Source organism: Streptomyces sp. NPDC046122 (genome assembly GCF_056429965.1).
Window position 1 is genome coordinate 864,000 of the sequence record NZ_JBWKLQ010000002.1, and the last position, 21,355, is coordinate 885,354.

At 70.1% G+C, this 21,355-nt stretch carries 18 protein-coding genes and 2 tRNA genes; 8 read left to right on the forward strand and 12 right to left on the reverse strand.

Features of this window, described 5'->3' with window-relative positions; translation table 11 throughout:
* The first annotated feature begins 14 nt into the window (after window positions 1-14).
* The gene (locus AC07FK_RS08790) at window positions 15-986 is read left to right on the forward strand and encodes a hypothetical protein (protein ID WP_479103769.1); all 972 of its coding nucleotides are present in this window, start codon (window positions 15-17) and stop codon (window positions 984-986) included.
* Window positions 987-1,060: 74 nt separating this feature from the next.
* Here the strand turns inward: AC07FK_RS08790 and clpX are convergent, their stop codons facing one another.
* From clpX to AC07FK_RS08815, 5 genes are all read right to left on the reverse strand, one after another.
* The gene (gene clpX, locus AC07FK_RS08795; protein WP_214905055.1) at window positions 1,061-2,356 is read right to left on the reverse strand and encodes an ATP-dependent Clp protease ATP-binding subunit ClpX; all 1,296 of its coding nucleotides are present in this window, start codon (window positions 2,354-2,356) and stop codon (window positions 1,061-1,063) included.
* A gap of 148 nt (window positions 2,357-2,504) precedes the next feature.
* Window positions 2,505-3,176 (reverse strand): ATP-dependent Clp protease proteolytic subunit, encoded by a 672-nt coding sequence (locus AC07FK_RS08800; RefSeq protein WP_138894505.1) that lies wholly within the window; start codon window positions 3,174-3,176, stop codon window positions 2,505-2,507.
* 41 nt (window positions 3,177-3,217) lie between these two features.
* Window positions 3,218-3,823: an ATP-dependent Clp protease proteolytic subunit gene (locus AC07FK_RS08805; RefSeq protein ID WP_138894507.1), complete on the reverse strand. Its 606-nt coding sequence runs from the start codon at window positions 3,821-3,823 to the stop codon at window positions 3,218-3,220.
* A gap of 249 nt (window positions 3,824-4,072) precedes the next feature.
* Entirely contained in the window at window positions 4,073-5,452 is a 1,380-nt protein-coding gene (gene tig / locus AC07FK_RS08810; RefSeq protein WP_479103772.1) for a trigger factor, read from the reverse strand.
* 180 nt (window positions 5,453-5,632) lie between these two features.
* Window positions 5,633-5,709, reverse strand: a tRNA-Pro gene (locus tag AC07FK_RS08815).
* 137 nt (window positions 5,710-5,846) lie between these two features.
* On the opposite strand from AC07FK_RS08815, the gene AC07FK_RS08820 reads away from it, so the two are divergent.
* A tRNA-Gly gene (locus tag AC07FK_RS08820) sits at window positions 5,847-5,920 on the forward strand.
* 106 nt (window positions 5,921-6,026) lie between these two features.
* On the opposite strand, the gene AC07FK_RS08825 is transcribed toward AC07FK_RS08820, so the two are convergent.
* Window positions 6,027-6,221: a hypothetical protein gene (locus AC07FK_RS08825; protein WP_037649254.1), complete on the reverse strand. Its 195-nt coding sequence runs from the start codon at window positions 6,219-6,221 to the stop codon at window positions 6,027-6,029.
* Window positions 6,222-6,738: 517 nt separating this feature from the next.
* Here AC07FK_RS08825 and AC07FK_RS08830 point away from each other — a divergent pair.
* Window positions 6,739-7,974 (forward strand): acyltransferase family protein, encoded by a 1,236-nt coding sequence (locus tag AC07FK_RS08830; protein ID WP_479103774.1) that lies wholly within the window; start codon window positions 6,739-6,741, stop codon window positions 7,972-7,974.
* Between the two features lie 4 nt (window positions 7,975-7,978).
* On the opposite strand, the gene AC07FK_RS08835 is transcribed toward AC07FK_RS08830, so the two are convergent.
* Window positions 7,979-8,440, reverse strand: a complete 462-nt coding sequence (locus AC07FK_RS08835; RefSeq protein ID WP_479103776.1) for an HD domain-containing protein — start codon at window positions 8,438-8,440, stop codon at window positions 7,979-7,981.
* Between the two features lie 52 nt (window positions 8,441-8,492).
* Window positions 8,493-9,638, reverse strand: coding sequence for a PP2C family protein-serine/threonine phosphatase (locus AC07FK_RS08840; RefSeq protein ID WP_479103778.1), 1,146 nt, complete (start codon window positions 9,636-9,638; stop codon window positions 8,493-8,495).
* A 106-nt stretch (window positions 9,639-9,744) separates the two neighbouring features.
* Here AC07FK_RS08840 and AC07FK_RS08845 point away from each other — a divergent pair, with 106 nt between their 5' ends.
* Window positions 9,745-10,965, forward strand: a complete 1,221-nt coding sequence (locus tag AC07FK_RS08845; RefSeq protein ID WP_479103780.1) for a GNAT family N-acetyltransferase — start codon at window positions 9,745-9,747, stop codon at window positions 10,963-10,965.
* Between the two features lie 27 nt (window positions 10,966-10,992).
* Here AC07FK_RS08845 and AC07FK_RS08850 read toward each other — a convergent pair whose 3' ends face one another.
* Complete coding sequence (locus AC07FK_RS08850) at window positions 10,993-11,808, reverse strand: Fpg/Nei family DNA glycosylase (protein ID WP_479103782.1); 816 nt, start codon at window positions 11,806-11,808, stop codon at window positions 10,993-10,995.
* 221 nt (window positions 11,809-12,029) lie between these two features.
* Window positions 12,030-12,518, reverse strand: coding sequence for a ribose-5-phosphate isomerase (locus tag AC07FK_RS08855; protein ID WP_479103784.1), 489 nt, complete (start codon window positions 12,516-12,518; stop codon window positions 12,030-12,032).
* A gap of 182 nt (window positions 12,519-12,700) precedes the next feature.
* Between AC07FK_RS08855 and AC07FK_RS08860 the strand changes: the two genes are divergently transcribed.
* The gene (locus AC07FK_RS08860) at window positions 12,701-14,167 is read left to right on the forward strand and encodes an amino acid permease (RefSeq protein ID WP_479103785.1); all 1,467 of its coding nucleotides are present in this window, start codon (window positions 12,701-12,703) and stop codon (window positions 14,165-14,167) included.
* Window positions 14,168-14,235: 68 nt separating this feature from the next.
* Here the strand turns inward: AC07FK_RS08860 and AC07FK_RS08865 are convergent, their stop codons facing one another.
* Window positions 14,236-14,838: a biotin transporter BioY gene (locus tag AC07FK_RS08865; RefSeq protein ID WP_479103787.1), complete on the reverse strand. Its 603-nt coding sequence runs from the start codon at window positions 14,836-14,838 to the stop codon at window positions 14,236-14,238.
* A gap of 268 nt (window positions 14,839-15,106) precedes the next feature.
* Here AC07FK_RS08865 and AC07FK_RS08870 point away from each other — a divergent pair, with 268 nt between their 5' ends.
* Entirely contained in the window at window positions 15,107-16,471 is a 1,365-nt protein-coding gene (locus tag AC07FK_RS08870; RefSeq protein WP_479103789.1) for an amino acid permease, read from the forward strand.
* A gap of 120 nt (window positions 16,472-16,591) precedes the next feature.
* Window positions 16,592-18,214: an amino acid permease gene (locus tag AC07FK_RS08875; RefSeq protein WP_479103790.1), complete on the forward strand. Its 1,623-nt coding sequence runs from the start codon at window positions 16,592-16,594 to the stop codon at window positions 18,212-18,214.
* Between the two features lie 67 nt (window positions 18,215-18,281).
* Here the strand turns inward: AC07FK_RS08875 and AC07FK_RS08880 are convergent, their stop codons facing one another.
* Complete coding sequence (locus AC07FK_RS08880; protein WP_479103950.1) at window positions 18,282-19,712, reverse strand: FGGY-family carbohydrate kinase; 1,431 nt, start codon at window positions 19,710-19,712, stop codon at window positions 18,282-18,284.
* Between the two features lie 220 nt (window positions 19,713-19,932).
* On the opposite strand from AC07FK_RS08880, the gene AC07FK_RS08885 reads away from it, so the two are divergent.
* On the forward strand, window positions 19,933-21,351 hold the full coding sequence (locus AC07FK_RS08885) for an ABC transporter substrate-binding protein (RefSeq protein WP_479103791.1): 1,419 nt from the start codon (window positions 19,933-19,935) through the stop codon (window positions 21,349-21,351).
* The last annotated feature ends 4 nt before the right edge of the window (window positions 21,352-21,355 follow it).

The window sequence follows — 21,355 nt, forward strand, 5'->3', positions numbered from 1 at the left end:
GGGGAACCCAGTCCATGAGCTACAACCAGCCGGGCCCGTACGGCGGGCAGCAGCCCGGTCCCTACGGCCAGCAGCCGCCGCAGGGCCAGCCGAACCCGTACGGACAGCAGCCCCCGCAGGGCCAGCCCGGCTACGGCTACCCCCAGCAGGCCCCGCCGCCGCAGGGTTACGGCTACCCCCAGCAGGCCCCGTACGGACAGCAGCCGCCGTACGGCCAGCCGCAGCACCCGGGTCCCTACGGCCAGCAGCCCCAGTACCCCGGCGGCATGGTCCCGCCCCCGCCCGGCGCGCCGAAGAAGAAGACGGGCCTGATCGTGGGCGTGGTCGTGGTGGCGCTCGCGGTGATCGCGGGCGGCGTGTACTTCCTGACGTCGGGCGGTGGCAGCGGTGACGTCGCCGACGACGGCAAGCGGTACAAGCTGACGGCACCGGAGACGATGCTGGGCGAGTACAAGAAGAACGCCGCCAACCCCAGCGGGTCGAGCGGTGGCCTGCCCGCCAAGGACGCGGCGGAGCTGGAAGCCGTGGGCATCGCCAATGCCCAGCAGGAGGGCGCCGCCTACAAGGTCGGCGAGGGGCCGACCGCCAAGCAGCTGAACTTCAGCGGCGTCTGGGGCGAGATCAAGGACCCGGAGGCCGTCCTCGACGCGATGTTCGCGAAGCAGCAGGAAAGCGTCGCCAAGAACACGGGCGAGGGCCTGAAGATCGAGCTCGTCGGCGAACCGGAGGCGGTCACTCCCGACGGGTTCGAGAACGGCGTGATGAAGTGCCGGATGATGAAGATGTCCGGTCTCGCCGGCGCCGGCTCTTCGGGCGCCCCCTCCGAGATCACCATTCCGTCGTGCATCTGGGCCGACCACAGCACCCTGGGCACCGCGAGCCAGGCCGACCCGGCGTCCTTCCTCACCGGAAAGGGCCAGACGATCCAGGAGGCGGCCGCCACGGCGGCCAAGGTCCGCAACGAGGTACGCGTCGAGATCAAGTAGCCGTACGTACAACGCGAAGGGGCGCCCGGCCAGTTGGACTGGCGGGCGCCCCTTCGGCGTACGGGACCGGACCGCTACGCGGACTTCTCGTGGCGGCCGTCGTTCTTGATGATGCGCGGTTCGCGCGGGACCAGGGTCGGGTTGACGTTGCTGTGGACCACGTCCGCCGTGATGACCACGCGGGCCACGTCCTTGCGGGACGGGACCTCGTACATCACCGACATCAGCACCTCCTCCATGATGGCGCGCAAGCCCCGCGCGCCCGTCTGGCGGAGGATCGCCTGGTCCGCGATCGCCTCCAGCGCCTCACGCTCGAACTCCAGCTCCACGCCGTCGAGTTCGAAGAGCCGCTCGTACTGCTTGACCAGCGCGTTGCGCGGCTCGACGAGGATCTGGAGGAGGGCCTCGCGGTCCAGGTTGTGGACCGAGGTCAGGACGGGCAGACGGCCGATGAACTCCGGGATCATCCCGAACTTCACCAGGTCCTCCGGCATGACCTCCTGGAACTGGTCGCTCGCCTCGATCTCCCGCTTCGAGCGGATCGTCGCGCCGAAACCGATGCCCTTGGCGCCCGCGCGCGACTCGATGATCTTCTCCAGGCCGGCGAAGGCGCCGCCCACGATGAAGAGCACGTTCGTCGTGTCGATCTGGATGAACTCCTGGTGCGGGTGCTTACGGCCGCCCTGCGGCGGGACCGAGGCCGTCGTGCCCTCAAGGATTTTGAGCAGGGCCTGCTGGACGCCTTCACCCGACACGTCGCGCGTGATCGACGGGTTCTCGCTCTTTCGGGCGACCTTGTCGATCTCGTCGATGTAGATGATCCCGGTCTCGGCCTTCTTGACGTCGTAGTCGGCCGCCTGGATCAGCTTGAGCAGGATGTTCTCGACGTCCTCGCCGACGTACCCGGCCTCCGTCAGCGCCGTCGCGTCGGCGATGGCGAACGGGACGTTCAGCATGCGCGCGAGGGTCTGCGCCAGCAGCGTCTTGCCGGAGCCCGTGGGGCCCAGCAGGAGGATGTTGGACTTGGCCAGTTCGATCGCGTCGTCACGGCCCGAGCCCGCACCCGCGTTCTCGCCGGCCTGTACGCGCTTGTAGTGGTTGTAGACCGCCACGGAGAGCGCCTTCTTGGCGGGCTCCTGGCCGACGACGTACCCCTCGAGGAACTCGTAGATCTCCCGCGGCTTGGGGAGTTCCTCCCACCGCACCTCGGAGGTCTCCGCGAGCTCCTCCTCGATGATCTCGTTGCAGAGGTCGATGCACTCGTCGCAGATGTACACACCGGGACCTGCGATGAGCTTCTTCACCTGCTTCTGGCTCTTGCCGCAGAACGAGCACTTGAGCAGGTCGCCGCCATCACCGATGCGTGCCACGAGGTGCTTCCCCTTCGCCTGGGAGACGCCACGTTCAGCGTCTCCTGGTGCCTCATATCCGACGGTACCTTGCCTGGGCCCCCGTTCGGGCCCCCCTTGGCACGGTTCACATTGACGTGCCCGGTGCCAAGGGGACGGCTGCCACGCGTCAGGCGCCCACTGGCGCGTTCTTGCGGGTGGACACGATCTGGTCGATCAGACCGTACGCAAGAGAGTCCTCAGCGGTCAGGATCTTGTCGCGCTCGATGTCGTCACGGATCTTCTCGATCGGCGTGGTGGAGTGCTTGGCGAGCATCTCCTCCAGCTGCGAGCGCATCCGCAGGATCTCCTGCGCCGCGATCTCCAGGTCGGAGAGCTGCTCACGGCCGGTCTGCGAGGACGGCTGGTGGATCAGCACCCGCGCGTTCGGCAGCGCCATGCGCTTGCCCGGCGTGCCGGCGGCGAGCAGGACGGCGGCGGCGGAGGCCGCCTGGCCCATGCAGACCGTCTGGATGTCCGGCTTCACGAACTGCATCGTGTCGTAGATGGCCGTGAGGGCCGTGAACGAGCCGCCGGGGCTGTTGATGTAGATCGAGATGTCGCGGTCCGGGTCCATCGACTCCAGGCACAGCAGCTGCGCCATGACGTCGTTGGCGGAGGCGTCGTCGATCTGCACACCGAGGAAGATCACGCGCTCCTCGAAGAGCTTCGCGTACGGGTCGTACTCACGCACGCCCTGCGAGGTGCGCTCGACGAAGCGCGGCACGATGTAGCGGTTGTCCACCTGCGGGCCGGTGTAGAGGCCGCTCGCGGAGAATTCGTTCATGTGGGTATTCACCATCCTGGTGGCGTTCGGTGGGCTGGGGTGGCTCGGCTGCGGGGTCAGGCCCCGGTGCCGCCGCCGCCCGGAACGCCCGAGGCGGAGCTGATGATCTCGTCGATGAGGCCGTACTCCACGGCTTCCTCCGCCGAGTACCAGCGGTCGCGGTCACCGTCACGGATGATCGTCTCGACGGTCTGGCCGGAGTGCCGGGCGGTGATCTCCGCCATGCGCTTCTTCGTGCGCAGCAGCTGCTCGGCCTGGATCTTGATGTCCGAGGCGGTGCCGCCGAGGCCGGCCGAGCCCTGGTGCATCAGGATGTCGGTGTTGGGGAGCGCGAAGCGCTTGCCCGCGGTGCCACCGGTCAGCAGGAACTGGCCCATCGAGGCCGCGAGGCCCATACCGATGGTGACCACGTCGTTCGGGATGTACTGCATGGTGTCGTAGACCGCCATGCCCGCCGTCACCGAGCCGCCGGGGCTGTTGATGTAGAGGTAGATGTCCTTGTCCGGATCGGCCGCAAGGAGGAGCAACTGCGCTGTGATCTTGTTGGCGATGTCATCGTCGACCTGCTGGCCGAGGAAGATGATCCGCTCGCCGAGCAGCCGGTTGTAGACCTGGTCGCCGAGGCCCCCACCGATGGACGGCTCACCCGCGGCGTACGGCATCAGATTCGTCACGTATACACCTGCTCGTCTCTGACGGCATCGGCCGTCTCAGCGTCTTCGTACCGGAGTGCGGGGACTCCCCACTCTCCTCTTCATGGACCCTAACGCGCAGGTAGGACAACACCATCCCGCTTCCCGAACTGTTCGCTGGGAGCGCAAGCTACGGGCCGTCGCCCGCGTACGGCGACGGGCCCGGACGCGTGCTGCGTCCGGGCCCGTCGCCGCAGATCAAGCGGATCGGATCGAGGCTCAGGCCTCGGTCGTCTTCTCCTCGGAGGAGGCCTCGGCGGCGTCGGCGGTCTCGGCGGCCTCGTCCTCCTCGTCCTCCAGCTCGACGGGTTCACCGTTCGTGTCGGTGACCTTGGCGGCCTCGACGACGACGGCGAGCGCCTTGCCGCGGGCGACCTCGCCGACGAGCATCGGCACCTGGCCACCCTCGACGACGGCCTGGGCGAACTGGTCGGGGCTCATGCCGGAGGACTGCGCACGCCGCATGAGGTGCTCGGTGAGCTCCTCCTGGTTGACGTTCAGCTTCTCCTTGTTGACGAGCTCGTCGAGGACGAACTGCGTCTTGATGCCCTTGACCGCCTGCTCGCGCAGTTCGGCGTCGAACTCCTCGGCCGACTTGCCCTGGATCTCGAGGTACTTCTCGATGTCCAGACCCATCTGGCCGAGCTGGTGGTGCTCCAGGTTGTGCTTGCGGGTCTTGACCTCGTCCTCGAGCAGCTTCTCGGGGATCGGGACCTCGACCAGCTCCAGCAGCTTCTCCAGGACGCGCTCCTGGGCCTGCGTGGCCTGGTCGTACTGCTTCATGTTCTCGAGGCGCTTGCGGCTGTCGGCCTTGAGCTCGTCGAGGGTGTCGAACTCGCTCGCCATCTGCGCGAAGTCGTCGTCCAGCTCGGGCAGCTCGCGGGCGGCGACCGCGGTGACCTTGACGGTGACCTCGGCCTCCTTGCCCTCGGCGCTGCCGCCCTTGAGCGAGGAGGTGAAGGTGGCCTCGCCGCCGGCCTCCAGGCCGGTCACGGCCTCGTCGATGCCGTCGAGGAGCTCGCCGGAACCGATGGTGTACGAGACACCCTCGGCGACGCCGTCCTCCAGGACCTCGCCCTCGACCTTGGCCTCGAGGTCGATCGTCACGACGTCACCGTCGGCGGCGGGGCGCTCGACCGGGTTGGTGGAGGCGAAGCGCGCGCGCAGGTCCTCCACGGCCTTGTCGACGTCCTCGTCCTTGACCTCGACCGCGTCGACCTCGACCTCGATGCCGGAGTAGTCCGGGATCTCGATCGTCGGGCGGATGTCGACCTCGGCGGTGAAGGAGAGCAGCTCGCCGTCCTTCAGCTCGGTGATGTCGACCTCGGGCTGGCCGAGAACGTTCAGCTCACCCTCGTTGACAGCCTCGGTGTAGAACTTCGGAAGGGCGTCGTTGACGGCCTCCTCCAGCACAGCACCACGGCCGAACCGCTGGTCGATGACTCGGTTCGGGATCTTGCCCTTGCGGAAGCCCTTCACCGTGACCTGCTGGTTGATCTTCTTGTACGCCGCGTCGAGGCTGTCCTTGAGCTCCTCGAAGGGCACCTCGATGCTGAGCCGAACCCGGGTCGGGTTCAGGGTCTCCACGGCGCTCTTCACGGTTCGGTCTCCTTGGGGGCTGACTTCTGGGGTTCTGCTGGGCCGCGCTGGAGGCGGCTTCGCCGTTTCGGGCCCGGCACAATCAGACACACGGGCACGAGTTTGCATAGTAACGGCAAGCAGGAAGACTCCCACAATGCGATCTTGATCCGGTGATCGCGCGGGATCGTGTCTGGACGATGGTCGGGGTGGCCGGATTCGAACCGACGACCTTCCGCTCCCAAAGCGGACGCGCTACCAAGCTGCGCCACACCCCGTCGGTGCGACACGTAGGGTACATGGCCGGGGACAGTACGGCCGCCGCTTCACGGGGGTCGTATCGGGTGTGCATCAACGCCCGGGAACCCGCTACGATGCTCTTCGTGCCGCGGTCGCGTGACCTGCGGTGCGCTGTGCGGGCGTAGCTCAATGGTAGAGCCCTAGTCTTCCAAACTAGCTACGCGGGTTCGATTCCCGTCGCCCGCTCCACTGCCCCCGGCCCGGCTCGGTGATACGTCACCGGCCGGGCCGGCGGCGTTTCACGGAGCCGCCCCGCGCGCGGACGCCGCGCCGCTCCCCCGGAAGCCGGTCGGCCTCAGAAGCTGATCTGGTTGATCGTCTCCGCTATCGAATTCAGGAAGCGGTTGATCGACGGCGCCATCCCGGTGGACGCGAGGAAGAAGCCGAAGAGCACGGCCACCACCGCCGGTCCCGCCTTGATCGAGCCCCCGCGGATCAACACCACCAGGACGATCGCCAACAGAAGCACCACAGACAGTGAAATGGCCACAACTGATCACACCCTCGGTCGGTCCGCCTTGCCGGCCCGGGAGCGCACGGCCCAGCGCACTCCCGCAGGCACCATCGTGCCACCAACTCACCACTGGTGGCTGCCGGGTGACGGAACGTCGACGGGGGGCCCGCGCCGACGGGAGGCCCGGCGTACACCCCGGGGCGCGGGCGCCTCATATGCGCGCCGCTGAATTCATCTGCCCCGCCCGGGACTTAACAGGCGTGATCGTTTCGCCATCCACACATCATGTTCGCAGGAAATTCGAATTGCGTGGACGCCCACACATCGGCAGGCGACAAAGGCGCAATGAACAGGACATATCACCGGAGTCACCCGCTGGCGGTATGCACCATTTAATCAGGATGAGCTACCCCATACCGGCGTGAAGATGTGAGCCGAACCATAAAGAGCCATCGTTATGTCGACTTCTCCGTCGACGGGGTACTCGCAGGTATCAAAGAGAGCCGCGAACGGGGTTTTACGAAATCCATCCGGCGACGCTAGGGTGCCTCAGATGTTTCACGCTCCGCACGGATATCAGAGGGCCCCGCTCCCCCCGGCCCGGGAGCAGGAGCCCGAAACACCCCTCGCACGCACCGCCACCGCCACCCCCCGGTCCGGGACCGGCGCGATCCCCACGCCCACCATCCCGGCCCGTGCCGCCACCCCCGCCCGCACCCCCGGTGCGGCCTCCGCCCCGAAGCAGCGCGACGCCTTCTTCGACAACGCGAAGTACCTGGCGATCGTGTTCGTGGCGATGGCCCACATGTGGGAACCGATGATGGACGGCAGCCGTGCCACCCGCGCGCTGTACATCGTCGTCTACAGCTTCCACATGCCGGCGTTCATCATCATCTCCGGATACTTCTCGCGCGGCTTCGACATGAGCCGCAAGAAGCTCCAGCGTCTGATCACGGGCGTCGCCGTCCCCTACGTGATCTTCGAAACCGCCTACACGCTCTTCAAGCGGTGGGCGGACGACCCCGGCCAGTCCATCAGCCTGCTCGACCCCTGGTACCTGACCTGGTTCCTGATCGCCCTGTTCGTCTGGCGGCTGACCACCCCGGTCTGGCAGTCGCTGCGCCATCCCCTGCCGGTGGCGCTCGCCATCGCCGTGCTCGCCTCCGTGACCCCCAACATCGGGGACGACCTCAACCTCCAGCGCGTGCTGCAGTTCCTGCCGTACTTCGTGCTCGGACTGCTGCTGAAGCCGGAGCACTTCCGGATGGTGCGCAGGCGTGAGGTCCGGCTGCTGGCCCTGCCCGTCGTGCTGTGCACGCTGCTCTTCGCGTACTGGGCCGCGCCCCGCCTCGGGCTCCGGTGGTTCTACCACAGCAGTGCCGCCCAGCAGATCGGCGCTCCGTGGTGGACCGGGGTCGTCATGACCTTCGCCCTCTTCGGCTGCTCGCTGGTCCTCACGGCCTGCTTCCTGGCCTGGGTCCCGGGGCGCACCATGTGGTTCACGGTGCTCGGCGCCGGCACGCTCGGCGGCTACCTGCTGCACGGCTTCCTGGTGAAGGGCGCGAGCTACGCGGACCTCTTCGAGACGTACCCCTGGCTCGCCGGCCCGGTGGGCGAGGTCGTGGTGACGGTCGCGATGGCCGTGGCGGTCACGCTGCTCTGCACCCCGTTCGTCCGGCGGATGTTCCGATGGGCGATGGAGCCGGAGATGAAGTGGGCGTTCCGCCGCGACCCGGTCGAGAACGCCCGGCAGCGGGAGCACCGCCCCGCCGCCAAGGTGTCCTCGTGACCTTCTAGGCGGTCCCGGGCCCGGGTTCCAGTCCCAGGAGACGGTGCACCTGCGCGTACTTGAGCGTGAGACGGACCCTGGTCGCCTCGTCGAGCACGGCGAGACGGCCGGGGTCCGCGTTGTGTGCGAGGTCCGCCTCCTTGACCAGGAGCGCGCCGGGCGTCGCGAGGATGCGCCGGGTGTACGCGGCGAGCTCCTCCCCCGGACGCTTGGTCACGGCGAGCACCATGTCCTTGGTGGCCTGCGGCAGTTCGGCCGCCGCCAGCCACTGCTCGGACAGCGCGCCGTCCTCGACGGCGTCGTGCAGCCAGGCGGCGGCGATCTGTTCCCCGGAGCCGCCCCGCGCGCGGACGCCCTCGGCGACGGCGGCGAGGTGCTCGGTGTACGGCCGGCCGGCCTTGTCGGTCTGTGTGGCGTGCGCGGCCCGGGCGATGGCCTCGACCTGGGCGAGGGTCAGATGCGGCATGGTCCGACTGTACGGACACGGGCCCGCACCGCGTACGGCGCCCGCCCCGTCGTTACGCGTCGTGGCAGATCAGCAGGAGTGCGCGGTCGTCGTTGACGTCCTTGGCCACCGCTTCGATGAGGTGCCACGCCGCGCCCTGGAAACCGCAGGACACATAACGGTCTGCCTCGCCCGTCAGGCGGTCGATGCCCTCCGCGATGTCCCGGCCGGACGCTTCCACCAGTCCGTCCGTGAACAGCATCAGTACGTCGCCCGGCGCCAGCGAGCCCTTGCAGGAGTCGAACTGCGCGCCGTCGTACACCCCGAGGAGCGGGCCCTCGCCCGACTTCTCCTCCCAGCGGCCGCTTCCGGCGTGCAGCTGGAGGGCGGGGAGGTGGCCCGCCGACAGGAGTTCGTAGTCGCCCGACTCCAGGTCGAGCACCAGGTGGATGGAGGTGGCGAAGCCCTCCTCCCAGTCCTGGCGCAGGAGGTAGCCGTTGGCGGCGGGCAGGAAGCCGTGCGGGGGGAGCGAGCCCAGCAGGCCCCCGAACGCCCCGGACAGGAGCAGGGCGCGCGAGGCCGCGTCCATCCCTTTGCCGGACACGTCGGTGAGGACGATCTCCAGGGTGCGGCCGCCGTTCGTGCGGGCCGCGACGACGAAGTCACCGGAGAAGGACTGGCCGCCCGCGGGGCGCAGCGCCATCTCGCTGTGCCAGCTCTTGGGGAGGCGGGGCAGGGCGCTCTGCACCCGGATGCGTTCGCGCAGGTCGAAGAGCATCGTGCCGCCGCGTCGCCAGGGGACGCCGACCCTGGCGCGGAACTGGGCGATGATCAGGCCGAAGAAACCGCAGGCGGCGACCGTGAGGACGGTGCCGGGCGTCACGGTGCCGGGGCCCTGTGTGTAGGGGCCCAGCACCACCGATTCGACGATCAGTCCGGTGGCGGCCGCGGCGTACAGGCCGAGGAGGCTGGCCGGTCGCAGCAGCAGGCCGCCGGCCACGATCGGCAGGACCAGCAGGGCCGGCGCGCACCAGGCCGGCGACGCGATGGTGCCCGCGACGATGGCCGGGACGGTCAGCAGCAGGCCCGCCAGGGCGATCCAGTCCGAGCCGTCGCCCCTGAAGTAGTCGACGCCGGATTTGCGCAGCGCGATCCGGGCCCGGTGTGCGCTCTTGCGCGTCCGGGCCGAGAACGATTCGGTTCCTGCTCCACCTGCCATTGCGGTGGACCCTATCCATCCTCGCCACTGCTCCGCAGGGGGACCCCTGTGACATTGTGTTCGAAATTGGGTCGCTCGGATGCCTGACGCCTGGTAGGCATGGCATATGACCACCGAATTACGCGTGTTGCGGGTGAGTGAGTGGGACGACTGGCTGGAGGCGGTCGAACTCGCCTTCGGGGGTGTGCCCCAGAGTGCGGAGGAACGGGAAATCGACCGCGCGGTGACCGATCCCGCGCGGAGCCTGGGCGTCTGGGACGGGGCCACCTGCGTCGGCACGGCGAGCGCGTTCTCCTTCCGGCTGTCCGTTCCCGGCGGCGCTCTGGTACCGGCCGCCGGCGTCAGCCTGGTGAGCGTCGCGACGACGCACCGGCGGCGCGGGATGCTGACCGCGATGATGCGCCGCCAGCTCTACGACGTACGGGAGTGGGGCGAGCCGCTCGCGCTGCTCACCGCTTCGGAGCCCGCGATCTACGGCCGGTTCGGGTACGGCGTGGCGACGCAGTCGCTGACGGCGGAGATCGACACCGCGCGGGTGCGGCTGGAGACGCCGGAGGGCGTCGACGGCGTACGGCTCCGGTTCGCGGACCCGGTGGCCGTCCGGGACGCCTGCGAGACGGTGTACGCGCGGAACGTGGCGGCCCGGCCCGGAATGCTCGCCCGCCGGCCGCACTGGGAGCGGGTGCCGCTCCTGGACCCGGAGAGCGACCGGGACGGCGCTTCGCCGCTGCGGTGCGTGGTGGCCGAGCGGGACGGGGAGGTCGCCGGGTACGCCCGCTTCCACTTCAAGCCGGCCGGGGCCGACGGCACGGTCGTACTGCGCGACATGGAGGCGCTCGACCCCGCGGCGTACGCGGCGCTGTGGCGCTTCCTCTTCGACATCGACCTGACGTCGGCGATCCGGGTGCGCAACCGGCCCGTGGACGACGCCTGGCAGCACCTCGTCTCCGACATCCGGCGCTGCGACGTACGGCTGCGGGACTCCCTGTACGTGCGGCTGGTGGGGCTGGGGGCGGCGCTGGAGGCGCGTGCGTATCTGGCGCCGGTGGATGTCGTCTTCGAGGTGACGGACGCGTTCTGCCCCTGGAACGAGGGGCGTTGGCGGCTCACCGGCGACGCGAAGGGGGGCGCGGCGTGCAAGCGGACCGACGAGGCGGCGGATCTGGCGCTGTCCGTCCGGGAGTTGGGCGCGGCGTATCTGGGCGGCGTCAGCCTGGCGGCGCTGGCGGCGGCGGGCCGGGTGCGCGAGCTGCGGCCGGGGGCGCTGGCGGAGGCGTCGGTGGCGTTCGGGTCCGCCACCGCGCCGTGGCTGCCGCACGGGTTCTGACGTGCTGAGGCCCGGTCCGGGCCTCGCTCAGAGGCCCTGGCAGGCCGGGCACCAGAAGAGGTTGCGGGCGGCGAGACCGGCGGTGCGGATCTCGCCGCCGCAGATGTGGCAGGGCAGGTTCGCCCGGCGGTACACGTAGACCTCGCCGCCGTGGTCGTCGACGCGCGGCGGGCGGCCCATCGCCTCGGGCATGTGCTCGGGACGGACCGTGTCGATGCGGTTGTTCCGTACGCCCTCGCGCATGAGGACGGCCAGGTCGCCCCAGATCGCGTCCCACTCGGGGCGCGTGAGGTCCCGGCCCGTGCGGTACGGGTCGATGCCGTGCCGGAAGAGCACTTCGGCGCGGTAGACGTTGCCGACGCCTGCCACCACCTGCTGGTCCATGAGGAGCGCGGCGACGGTGGTGCGGCTGCGGGAGATGCGCTGCCACGCCTGGTCGGGGTCGGCGTCCGGGCGCAGCGGGTCCGGGCCCAGCCGGTCGTGTATCGCCTGCTTCTCGGCGTCGGTGATCAGGGCGCAGGTGGTGGGGCCGCGGAGGTCGGCGTAGTGGTCGTCGTTGACGAGGCGCAGGCGGACGGTGTCGGTGGGGGGCGGCGGAGCCGGGGTCGCGCCGCCGAAGCCGAGCTTGCCGAAGAGACCGAGGTGGACGTGCACCCAGCCGGTGTCCTCGAAGCCGAGGAAGAGGTGCTTGCCGTGGGCGTCGACGTCCTCCAGCCGTACGCCGTCCAGGAGGGCCGCGCTGTCCGCGAACTTGCCCTGCGGGCTGGTGACGCGGACGGGGGCGCCGGCGAAACGGGCACGGTGATCGTCCGCGAGGCGGTGGATGGTGTGCCCCTCGGGCATGGCTGCGTCTCCTGCGGGTGCCGCGTGCTGCGTGGGGGTGCGGTTCGGGGCCCGGGGGCTGCGGGCCGGGGCGGGGGCGGGGGCGGGGGCTCCCGGGGGCGAGGTGCGCGGGGGCTGCGGGGTCGGTGCCGCGCCGGGGCGTCTCCTCGGGCGCTCGACCGCCCCCGGTCGCCGGAGGGGGCCTCCCCCGCACCGGTTTATGGTGCGGGGGGTGCGGAGGGTTACGGCTGCTGCGGGTGGTGGGCCGGGACCGGGGGGAGGTCACCGGTCTGCTCGTACGCCGCGAGCATGTCGATGCGGCGCTGGTGGCGCTCCTCGCCCGAGTACGGCGTGGCCAGGAAGATCTCCACGAACTTCGTGGCCTCTTCCTGCGAGTGCATCCGGCCGCCGATCGAGATCACGTTGGCGTCGTTGTGCTCACGGCCGAGCGCCGCCGTCTGCTCGCTCCAGGCCAGCGCGGCGCGTACGCCCTTGACCTTGTTCGCGGCGATCTGCTCGCCGTTGCCGGAGCCGCCGATGACGATGCCGAGGCTCTCGGGGTCCGCGGCGGTCTTCTCCGCGGCCCGCAGGCAGAACGGCGGGTAGTCGTCCAGGGCGTCGTAGATGTGGGGGCCGCAGTCGACGGGCTCGTGCCCGTGGGCCTTCAGCCACTCGACGAGGTGGTTCTTGAGTTCGTATCCGGCATGGTCGGAACCGAGGTACACGCGCATGGGACGAGTGTGGCACGGGTGCGGCCGGGCAGCCGTCGCCGGGGTGGGGACACGGGGCGGGAAGGGGTGCGGATCGGGTGCGGCTGCGGATTTCGTACAACGATCCGGAATCGGGCCTTCCGTCTCGTGTCACTTGCCGTTTAAATGCATGGGCTCGTAACCCGAGAAGCTAAGGATTGTGCATGAACGCGCAGCCGACCCTTGCGAAGGCAGGCGGAAACCCCGTGGAACCAGGGAATCCGCAGTCCTCCGACGGTCTTCAGGCCGGTCTCAAGAACCGCCATCTGTCCATGATCGCCATTGGCGGTGTCATCGGCGCCGGCCTCTTCGTGGGATCGAGCGGCGGCATCGCCGCCGCGGGCCCGGCGATTCTTCTGTCGTACACACTCGTCGGCGCCCTGGTCGTCTTCGTGATGCGGATGCTCGGCGAGATGGCGGCCGCCAACCCGACGTCCGGCTCCTTCTCCGCGTACGCGGACCGCGCGCTCGGGCGCTGGGCCGGTTTCTCCATCGGCTGGCTGTACTGGTTCTTCTGGGTGGTCGTGCTGGCGGTCGAGGCGACCGCGGGCGCGAAGATCCTCGAAGGGTGGATACCGGCCGTGCCGCAGTGGGGCTGGGCGCTGATCGTGATGGTCGTGCTGACCGCCACGAACCTGGTGTCCGTCTCGTCGTACGGAGAGTTCGAGTTCTGGTTCGCCGGGATCAAGGTCGTCGCGATCGGCGGCTTCGTCGTCATCGGCCTGCTGGCCGTCTTCGGCGTGCTGCCCGGGTCCGACAACCCCGGCACCGGGTTCGCCCATCTGACGGACAGCGGCGGTTTCTTCCCGAACGGACCCGGCGCGATCCTCACCGGTGTGCTGATGGTCGTCTTCTCCTTCATGGGCAGCGAGATCGTCACGCTCGCGGCCGGCGAGTCGGCCGACCCGCAGCGGGCCGTCACCAAGGCCACGAACAGCGTGATCTGGCGCATCGGCGTCTTCTACCTCGGTTCGATCTTCGTCGTGCTGACGCTGCTGCCGTGGAACGACAAGTCGATCCTGAAGGACGGCTCGTACGTCGCCGCCCTCAACTCGATCGGCATCCCGCACGCCGGCCAGATCATGAACGTCATCGTGCTGACCGCGGTGCTGTCGTGCCTGAACTCCGGGCTCTACACCGCCTCGCGCATGGCGTTCTCGCTGGGGCAGCGCGGTGACGCGCCCAAGTCGTTCGCGGTCACGAACAAGCAGGGCGTGCCCACGGCGGCGATCCTGTCGTCGGTCGCCTTCGGCTTCGTCGCGGTCTTCTTCAACTACAAGTGGCCCGACACGGTCTTCGCGTTCCTGCTGAACTCGTCGGGCGCGGTGGCGCTGTTCGTGTGGCTGGTCATCTGCTTCACGCAGCTGCGCATGCGCGGCATCATCCTGCGCGAGGCGCCGGAGAAGCTGATCGTGAAGATGTGGCTCTTCCCGTACCTGACGTGGGCGACCGCCGCGATGATCACGTTCGTCATCGTCTACATGGCGTTCGACGACGCGGCCCGCGAGCAGGTGCTGCTGTCGCTGCTGGTGGCGGCCGTGGTCGTCGGCATCGCGTTCGTGCGCGAGAACCTGCGGCGCCGTCGCGGTGACGCCGTGGAGCCGGTCGAGGCACCGGTCGAGGCGCCGTAGCCGTCGTCCGGACCTGCGAAAGGGCCCGCACCTCGTACGACGAGGTGCGGGCCCTTGGCGTGCCGGGCTCAGCCGCGGTCGCCCACCAGCTTCCACGCCGCCGGCAGCGCGCCCATCGCCAGCGCCGCCTTCAGCGCGTCGCCGATCAGGAACGGCACCATGCCCGCCGCCACCGCCGCGCCCAGCGACATGCCGGTGGAGAGGGCGAGGTACGGGACGCCGACGGCGTAGACGACCGCCGAGCCGAGGACCATCGTGCCCGCGGTGCGCAGCACCGAGCGGTCACCGCCGCGACGGGCCAGCGCGCCGACCACGGTGGCGGCCAGCAGCATGCCGAGTACGTAGCCGAAGGACGCGCCGCCCGCGCCCGAGGTGCCGCCCGCGAACCACGGCACGCCGGCCATGCCGACCAGGGCGTACAGCGCCAGGGAGAGGAAGCCGCGGCGGGCGCCCACGGCGGTGCCGACGAGCAGCGCCGCGAAGGTCTGGCCGGTGACCGGGACCGGGGAGCCCGGGACCGGGACCGCGATCTGGGCCGCTATGCCGGTGAGCGCGGCGCCGCCGAGCACCAGGGCCGCGTCGCGGGCGAACGCCCGGGCGGCGGTGGTGGTGGACGGCAGCAGGTCGGCGAGGACCGCTCCGGAGCGGGCGGGGGCGGCGGCAGTGCTCATCGGGAACTCCGGGGTGGGAGGGGCTGGGCAGAAGGGACCTCGTGACCGTAGCCCAGGAGTCAACGAGCGATCACCGTCAGTCGCCGACAAAGGGGACGTCGGCCCGGTGGTCGGGTTCGCACAAAGGTGGGGCCGCAATCCCGCCCTGAGGTGACTCTCGTCACGGAGGTCGGAGGCATGACCGTCCATTTTGCACAGAAGCGGTCGCCCCGGAGAAACTGTAGGTTCTTGCCAAAACCGCTGCCGAACGACCAGAGCTGCGAGCGACATGCACGACGATCAGGCCGAGCCGCTGGCCCACGGGCTCAAGCAGCGCCACTTGACCATGCTCGGCCTCGGCGGGGTGATCGGCGCCGGGCTGTTCGTGGGCTCGGGCGCCGGGATCGCGGTCGCGGGCCCCGGCATCGTCGTCTCGTATCTGATCGCGGGCACGCTCGCGATGTTCGTGATGCGGATGCTCGGTGAGATGTCGGCGGCGATGCCGGCGTCCGGGTCCTTCTCGGTGCACGCCGAGCGGGCGCTGGGGCGCTGGGCCGGGTTCAGCGTGGGATGGCTGTACTGGTTCCTGCTGGTCGTGGTGCTGGCCGTGGAGGCGACGGCCGCGGCGCAGATCGCCCACGGCTGGGTGCCGGGCATCGCGCAGTGGGGCTGGGTGCTGCTCTTCATGGTGGTGTTCACCTGCGCGAACCTGGCGGCCGTGAAGAACTTCGGCGAGTTCGAGTTCTGGTTCGCCGCGCTCAAGGTCGGCGCGATCGTCCTGTTCCTCGGGCTCGGGCTGCTCGCCGTGTTCGGGGTGCTCCCCGAGACCGAGGCCGTCGGGTTCACGAACCTGTCCGGCCAGGGCGGGTTCCTGCCGAACGGGTGGGCGGGCGTCGTCTCCGGCGTCCTGGCCGTCGTCTTCGCCTTCGGCGGCCTGGAGGTCGTCACGATCGCCGCCGCCGAGACCGAGGACCCGGCCCGCAACGTCGCCCGCGCGGTGCGCGCCGCCGTGTGGCGCATCCTCTTCTTCTACGTCGGGTCGATGCTGGTCATCGTGACGGTGCTGCCCTGGACCGCGCAGCAGGCGGGGCTCAGCCCGTACGTCACCGTGCTCGACGCGATCGGCGTCCCGGCCGCCGGGCAGATCATGAACATCGTGGTGTTCGTCGCGCTGCTGTCGGCGCTCAACGCCAATCTGTACGGGTCCTCCCGCATGGTGTTCTCGCTCGCCGAACGCGGCGAGGCGCCCCGGGGCCTGCTGAAGGTGTCGGGCGGCGGGGTGCCGCGGCGGGCCGTGCTGGCCTCGGTGGCGTTCGGGTTCGTCTCCGTACTGCTGAACCTGATCTGGCCGGACACCGTCTTCCTCTACATGCTCAACGCGGTCGGCGCGGTGCTGCTGTTCGTCTGGGGACTGGTCGCCGCCTCGCAACTGCGGCTGCGCCGGCGCATCGAGCGGGAGGCCCCGCAGACGCTGACCCTGCGGATGTGGGGCTTTCCCTGGCTCACCTGGGTGACGCTGGCCGGGCTCGGCGGCGTACTGCTGCTCATGCTCACCGACGACGCGGCCCGGCCGCAGCTGCTGTGGTCGGCCGGGGCGACGGGGCTGGTGCTGCTGGTCGCACTGGTGAGGGAAATGCGTGCACGGCGTGCGTGATCGTTCACAAGGTGTGAGCGTGGTGTCCGTATAGCGGTCAAGTGTTCCCTGTGAGCGGTGCCCGTACTCAGACTGTTCCGTCTGTTCCCCCCGGTATCAGCTACTGAACAGGGCACACCCATGTCTCGGACCCCCGCGCCGGCGCCTGTCGAGGACGTCGGCACCGCCGACGGCGTCGACCACAAGGTCGACTCGCCGCTCACGCACGGACTCAAGCAACGCCATCTGTCGATGATCGCCCTCGGCGGTGTCATCGGCGCGGGACTCTTCGTCGGGTCGGGCGCGGGCATCGCCGCCGCCGGACCGTCGATCATCGTCGCGTACGCGATCTCCGGGCTGCTGGTCATGCTGGTGATGCGCATGCTCGGCGAGATGTCGGCCGCGAATCCGGCGTCCGGCTCCTTCTCGGTGCACGCGGAGCGCGCGATCGGCCCGTGGGCGGGCTTCACGGCGGGCTGGGGCTTCTGGTTCCTGCTCTGTGTCGCCGTCGGCCTGGAGGGCATCGGCGCGGCGAAGATCATGGTGGGCTGGTTCCCCGACTCGCCCGAGTGGGCGTGGGTCGCCCTCTTCATGCTGGTGTTCTGCGGCACGAACCTGGCGGCGGTGAAGAACTTCGGCGAGTTCGAGTTCTGGTTCGCCGCGCTCAAGGTCGGCGCGATCGCCCTCTTCCTCGGCATCGGCGCCCTCGCGATCCTGGGCATCCTGCCCGGCTCCGACACGCCGTCGCCCGGCGCGGAGAACCTCACGGGCCTCGGCGGCTTCATGCCGAACGGCACCGAGGGCCTCATCGTCGGCCTGCTGGCCTCGGTGTTCGCGTACGGCGGCCTGGAGACGGTCACCATCGCCGCGGCGGAGTCCGAGCGTCCGGTCGAGGGCGTCGCGAAGGCGGTGCGCACCGCGATGTGGCGCATCGCGATCTTCTACATCGGCTCGATGGCGGTCATCGTCACGCTGGTGCCGTGGAACGACAAGGCCGTCGTCGCGGACGGGCCGTACGTCGCGACCCTCAACCACCTCGGCATCCCCGCCGCCGGTCAGATCATGAACGTGGTCGTGCTGATCGCGCTGCTGTCGGCGATGAACGCCAACGTGTACGGCGCCTCCCGCATGGCCTGCTCGCTCGTCTCCCGCCGGCAGGGGCCGAAGGCGCTCGGAAGGGTCTTCGGCGGTGTTCCGCGCGTCGCCGTGCTGGTGTCCTCCGTGTTCGGCTTCGTGTGCGTGCTGCTCAGCTACTGGCGGCCGAACGACATCTTCCAGTGGTTGCTCAACATGATCGGCGCGCTGATCCTGGTCGTCTGGATCTTCATCGCCGTCTCGCAGCTGGTGCTGCGCCGGCGGACCGAGCGCGAGGCGCCGGAGAAGCTCGTCGTGAAGATGTGGTTCTACCCGGGGCTGACGTACGTGGCGCTCGCGGGCATGGCGGCGGTGTTCGTCCTGATGGCGCGCGAGGAGGGGACGCGGCTGCAGCTGTACTGGAGCGGTGGCCTCACGCTGTTCCTGGCGGTGGTGGGCTTCGTGCTCCAGAACGTGCGGACGCCGATGGCCGAGCCGGGCACGGTCGCCGTCACCGGCGGCGCCGAATCCGTGGCCGACGCGGAGCCGGCTGCGGACCCGAAGCCCGTCGATGTGGCGAAGCCCGCGGCCGGCCCGAAGCCCGTGGCGGACGTGAAGCCCGCGGATGGGGCGAAGCCCGCGACCGACCCGAAGCCCGTCGATGAGGCGGGCGGGGGCAAGGACGACTGAGGCGGTCGTCGACGCTCGCCCCCGGAACCCCCCGGCCCTCGCGGCCGGGGGGGTTCCGTGCGTCCGGTCACGCGCCCAGCCGCGACAGCGCGTGTGCCGCCACCGGGCCCGGCAGCCAGCCGCGCTGCTCCAGTTCGCCGACCAGGCGGGCGTACGGCTCCGCGAAGGCCGCCGTGCGGCGCGGGCGCGGTTCCACGACCTCGCGGATACGGACCATGGTGTGCGCCGCCCCCGCCAGGTCGGACGCCGCCCCCGCCCCGTAGGCCGCCAGTACCGCCATGCCGAGTGCCGGTTCGGTCTGTTCGGGAATGTGGGCGGGGCGGCCCAGGATGTCGGAGCGCAGACGGTTCCAGTACGCGCTGCGCGCCGCGCCGCCGGTGAAGGTGAGCGGGCCGTCCACGGGGGCGCCCAGGTAGTGGAGATAGTCCAGGCACAGGCGTTCCGTGTACGCGACGCCCTGGAGCAGCGCCGCCCACCGGTCGCCCTCCGACGTGCCCGCGCCGCACACGAACGCGGTGGCGTCCGGGGCGCGGAACGGGAAGCGCTCGCCCCGCGAGGTCAGGGGGTACGCGAGGGCCACCGACGGCTCGTGGCGGGCGGCGAGGCGGTCGAGGCGGGCCGGGTCGGCGCCGGGGAAGGCGGCGCTCAGCGCTCCCGCACCCACGCTCGACGCGCCGCCGGGCAGCCAGTTGCCGTCCGGGGAGCGGTGGTTGTAGACGATGCCGGCGGGGTCGCGGACGGGCTCGGACGCCACGCCCTTGAGGACGAGGGTCGTGCCGAGTACGGAGTTCCAGGCGCCGACGCGCAGCGCGCCCGAGGCGATCTGGGCCGCGCAGCCGTCCGTCATCCCTGCGACGACCAGGGTTCCGGCGGGGATGCCGGTCTCGCCCGACGCCGCCGCGGTGACCCGCCCGAGGCGGGTTCCGGGGCGTACGACGTCGGGGAAGAGGCCGGTGTCCAGGCTGAGGAGGGCGAGGGCTCCCTTCGGCCAGGTGTCGTGGTCCAGGTCGTAACCCGTCTTGAGGGCGTGGCTGGAGTCGGTGGCGACCGGGCCGCCGGTCAGCCGGGCCGTCACCGTGTCGGCCTGGTGGGCCAGCCGCAGCAGCCGGCTCGCGCGTCCCGTCACGCCCCACCGCCGGGCCAGCCACAGCGCCTTCGGCAGACCCCAGCTCGGCGCCACCCCCGCCTCGTGGGCCTCGGGAGCGGCGCGCGCGTCGTCGTACATCAGGCCGGGGGTGAGCGGGTGCCCGTACGGGTCGGTGAGCAGGACCGTGCCCGAGGTGGAGCAGACGGCCAGCGCGCGGACCCGGTGCGCGGGCGTGCCGGCGAGCGCGGCCCGGGTCGCGGCGCAGACGGCGGTCCACCAGTCGCCGGGGTCCTGCTCGTGGCGTACGCCGGTGCGCCGGCCGGTCAGCGGGGCCGAGCCGCTGCCCAGCAGGTGCCCGCGGGTGGTCGCGACGACCGCCCGGACGCTCTGTGTACCGAGGTCGATTCCCAGCCATGCGGTGTCCCTGGCGGACCCGCCGGACGTGACGGACTCTTTCGGCTCTTCGGGCTGTTCGGACGGCACACGAGCCTCCCGCGCGTATCGGCGGCGTCTGTGAAGTTCTCACTGTGCACCGAGATATTCCGTTGCGCGAGGGATTGACGCTCAACTACCGCTGTTCCAAGCTCTGTTAACCAATCGACTGCACGTGTTGGCGGAGGTCGTGATGGAGATGCGCGCACCTGACCGGCGGCGGTTCCTCGCCCTCACGGCGGCCGCGTCCGCCACCCCGCTGCTGAGCGCGTGCGGCGCCGGATTCGGCGGTGACGGCGGCGCGAAGGACGGCGGGTCCGCGGCCGACGACGTCACCGGCTCGTTCGACTGGAAGAAGGCCGGGGGCCGGACGGTCAAGGCGCTGCTCAACAAGCACCCGTACACGGACGCGCTGATCGCCGACCTCAAGTCCTTCACCGAGAAGACCGGCGTCGAGGTCGAGTACGACGTGTTCCCCGAGGACAACTACTTCGACAAGCTCACCGTCGACCTGTCCAGCGGTCGCGCCTCGTACGACGTCTTCATGCTCGGCGCCTACATGGTGTGGCAGTACGGGCCGCCGGGCTGGCTGGAGGATCTCGGGCCGTGGATGAGCAACTCCTCGGCGACCGGCGCGGAGTGGGACCAGGGCGACTTCTTCCCCAACCTGCTCCAGGCCGGCCAGTGGTCGCTCGAGGCGGGCGCCCCGCTCGGGCAGGGCGGGCAGTACGCGCTGCCGTGGGGCTGGGAGACGAACGTCGTCGCGTACAACACCGAGGTCTTCGAGAAGCTGGGGCTGAGACCCGCCGAGACCTTCGACGAGCTGCGGGAGATGTCCGGCGTCATCAAGCGCAAGGCGCCCGGGGCCGGTTTCGACGGGATGTACGGCGTGGCGGTGCGCGGGTCGCGGAGCTGGGCGACGATCCACCCCGGCTTCATGACGATGTACTCGCGGTTCGGGCTGAAGGACTTCACGGTGGACGGCGGAGAGATCAAGCCCGCCATGAACACCCCCGAAGCCGTCGCCTTCACCCGGGACTGGGCCGAGATGGTCAAGAAGGGCGGGCCGCCGTCCTGGACCTCGTACAGCTGGTACCAGTGCTCCAGCGACCTCGGCGCGAAGAAGGCGGGGATGCTCTTCGACGCCGACACGGCCGCGTACTTCCAGGCGGTGAAGGGCGCGTCGCCCGCGTCGGGGAAGATCGCCTTCCATCCGGGGCCGAAGGGGCCGGACGGGTCGCTCGCCACGAACATGTGGATCTGGTCGCTCGGCATGAACGCCAAGAGCAGGAACAAGCACGCGGCGTGGCTGTTCCTCCAGTGGGCGACCGGCAAGGAGCACCTGCGCAAGGCGGCGATCGAGGGCAACCACATCGACCCCGTACGGAAGTCCGTCAGCCAGGACGCGGCGTACAAGGACAAGATGAAGGGGATCGAGGGTTTCATCGAGACCTTCGAGACGGTCGTCGACCAGACGAAGATCCAGTTCACGCCGCAGGAGCAGTTCTTCGACGCGACGACGAGCTGGGCGGCGTCCCTCCAGGAGATCTACGGCGGCAAGAACGCCTCGGCGGTGCTGAACGGGCTGGCGAGCGACCTGGCCGCGAAGGTCGGGTGACGGC